Raw genomic sequence first — 2572 nt, forward strand, 5'->3', positions numbered from 1 at the left:
CGTAAGCGGTGCATCTACCCCATTATTCCGAGGCAGCCAGATTCATGGCTAAATCCTGGTCATGGGTATTCCACGGCAACAAGGCCTCAATTTCATCGACCGTTCTTGCCAGCGGCAGGCGTTCCAGCACGAAGCGCAGCCACGCATAGGGTTCGCGATCATTGGCCTTTGCCGTCTGCAGCAACGAGTACAGCACCGCACTGGCATGCGCCCCGGCGGGGGTGTCACTGAACAGCCACCCCTTTCGTCCGATCACAAACGGCTTGATCGCCCCGCCTTCCAGAAGGTTGTTGTCGATGGGCAGGTCGCCGCGTTCGGTGTAACGGATCAGGCGCGGCCACACTTTGCACAAATACCCCAGCGCCTCACCCAGCTTGCTCCTGGGGGTGACCAGCGGCAAGGTCTCATCCAGCCAGGCGCGCAATTTCTGCAGGATCGGCAAGCTGTGCGTCTGGCGCGCCTCGAAGCGCTGCGCATCGCTCGCGTCTTTCACCTTGGCCTCGATACGGTAAAGCCGGGCAAACAGATCCAGCGCGTAGTCGGCGCGGGCGCTCTTGCCATTGGGGCTGGAGCGTTTGGCCTCGACGAACTTTCGCCGCGCGTGCGCTGCACACGCCAGGTGCTCCACACCGGGCAAGCGGGCCACCGGCGCATAGCCTTCGTAGCCGTCCGTCATCAGGTAGCCCTGCCAGCCCTCCAGCAGACGCAACGGTACCTTCCCCGAACGGCTCTTGTCGTAATCGAACAGCACCGCCGTACGCCCCGGCGGCCCCCCGCGCTGCACCCACATATAACTTTTTGCCGTCGGACTTCGCCCCGGTTCTTTCAAGACCTGCACCGTGGTTTCGTCCATGTAGATGACCGGCGCCTCCAACAAGGTGTCGCGCGCCAGATTGTGCAGCGGCTGCAAGGCCTGGGCAAGCTTGATCATGGCCCGCGCCATGCTCTGGCGCGGCACCTCGACCTGGTGGCGAGCCAAGACCTTTTCAAAGCGCGCCAGCGGCAGGCCGTCCACGTATTTCACCACCGCCATCATCGCCAGGAAGCCGGCGCTGAAGTTGCTGCGCGGCAGGATCTGCGCCGGTGCCGGTGGCTGCACCGGAGCCTGGTCGCCCTTGGGGCAGGCGTAGCGCGGCCTCACCGTGCGGATGACACGGATCTGCATCGGCACGATGTCCAGTTGTTCACTCACGTCTTCGCCGATGCGCACCATAGGTGTGCCGCAAGGGCACTGGCGCTCATCTTCGGGTACATCAATCACGAGCTCAACGCGCGGCAGTTCCGGCGGCAATGCACGGCGGTGGCCGCGTTTGGGGCGGGCCTTGTCTTGTACAGGCGCTGGTTCCCCTTCGTGCTCGTCTTCAGTGCCGGCGGCCTGGTCAGCCAGGGCTTCGACTTCGTTAAACAGTTCGCCTTGATGTGACTCGCTACTGGGGCCGAACATCCGGTGGCGGCTCAGGCGCCACTGCTCAAGGATTTCCTGAACCTTTTGTGCAACGCCAGCGGCGACCCGTTGATCGAAGCTCGCCTCAAGGGCCTGGCGATGCGCTTCGACTTGTGCGGCCACGGTGCGTTCGATTTGTGCCGTGACGTGTTCGGTGATTTCGCGCTCAAGCGTAGGCCGCAGTTCAGCCAACACCTTTTCGCGTTCGGCCTGTAAGGCCAGGTGGAAGGCCTCGATGGTGGTCGGCAACCCCCCCGGTTGGGGCGCCGTTTCGACGTTCGATAGGAGGGGAATCGCATGGCGTTCAGACATGCGACATTATACCTCAAAATATTACATAACTGATTGATATTTCAGAGTTTTGTGAGGATAATTTGCCCATAGATCGAAGCCCTCCAGCAGCCACTCCAGCTCCTTGGGCGTGAGCGTTACAGTGGGGCCAGAGCCCGGCGCCGGCCACGCAAAACGTGCTTTCTCCAGCCGCTTTTGCCATAGGCAAAAGCCGTTTCGATGCCAGTAAAGAATCTTCATCCGGCTGCGTTGCCGATTGGCGAACACGAACAGCGCATCGCCAAACAGGTTCAGCTCCAGTTCGCTTTCCACCAGCGCCGCCAAGCCGTCGATCTGCTTTCTGAAGTCCACGGGCAGGCAGCACAGGTAGACTTGCCCGATTGAAGCGCCCGGGTGCATCAGCGCGCCTGCCCTTGCAGCGCCTGACTGACCTGGGCCAGCCACTGTGGGCTGGGCAGCCCGGGTAGCTCCAGGCGCAGGTCGCAGCCCAGCGACAGGATATAGCGGTTGACCGGGACGCTGCCGGCGTCCATGCTCACAGGCACGAACAACCGTGCGGCCGTGGCATTCGCGCTCTGGGTCGGCAACTGCGGCCCATGGCACTGAGCCTTCAGACGTCGGCGCCAATAATACAGGCTGCAGACGGCAATACCCTCACGTTGGGCGTAAGCCTTGGTGCCGATCCCTTCGCGGGTGATCGACTCCAGATGAGATTCCCAGTAAGCCTGATCCCTTTCCTTTCCATCTGACATTCTCGATTCTCCGGTATTTGTTCAACACCGATACGATGCCGGAAGGCCCGAGAGCGAACAATTATGGAGGAGATGGAGCGCTTAC

Annotated in this window: 3 protein-coding genes; all 3 read right to left on the minus strand. The window is 61.7% G+C overall.

The genetic code is table 11. The features are described from left to right. Positions 1 to 22: 22 nt before the first annotated feature. From tnpC to tnpA, 3 genes are read right to left on the minus strand one after another with little or no spacing between them, the layout of a single operon-like run. Positions 23 to 1756: an IS66 family transposase gene (gene tnpC, locus HNR28_RS17980; RefSeq protein WP_084330628.1), complete on the minus strand. Its 1734-nt coding sequence runs from the start codon at positions 1754 to 1756 to the stop codon at positions 23 to 25. 21 nt (positions 1757 to 1777) lie between these two features. Next, positions 1778 to 2134 carry an IS66 family insertion sequence element accessory protein TnpB gene (tnpB, locus tag HNR28_RS17985; RefSeq protein ID WP_043682583.1) on the minus strand — a complete coding sequence of 119 codons (357 nt, stop codon included), beginning with the start codon at positions 2132 to 2134 and terminating at the stop codon, positions 1778 to 1780. Next, the gene (gene tnpA, locus HNR28_RS17990; protein ID WP_043679159.1) at positions 2134 to 2487 is read right to left on the minus strand and encodes an IS66 family insertion sequence element accessory protein TnpA; all 354 of its coding nucleotides are present in this window, start codon (positions 2485 to 2487) and stop codon (positions 2134 to 2136) included. Before tnpA ends, tnpB begins: the two co-directional genes overlap by 1 nt. Between the last annotated feature and the right edge of the window lie 85 nt (positions 2488 to 2572).

This window comes from Castellaniella defragrans (assembly GCF_014203015.1).
GTDB lineage: Bacteria > Pseudomonadota > Gammaproteobacteria > Burkholderiales > Burkholderiaceae_B > Castellaniella > Castellaniella defragrans.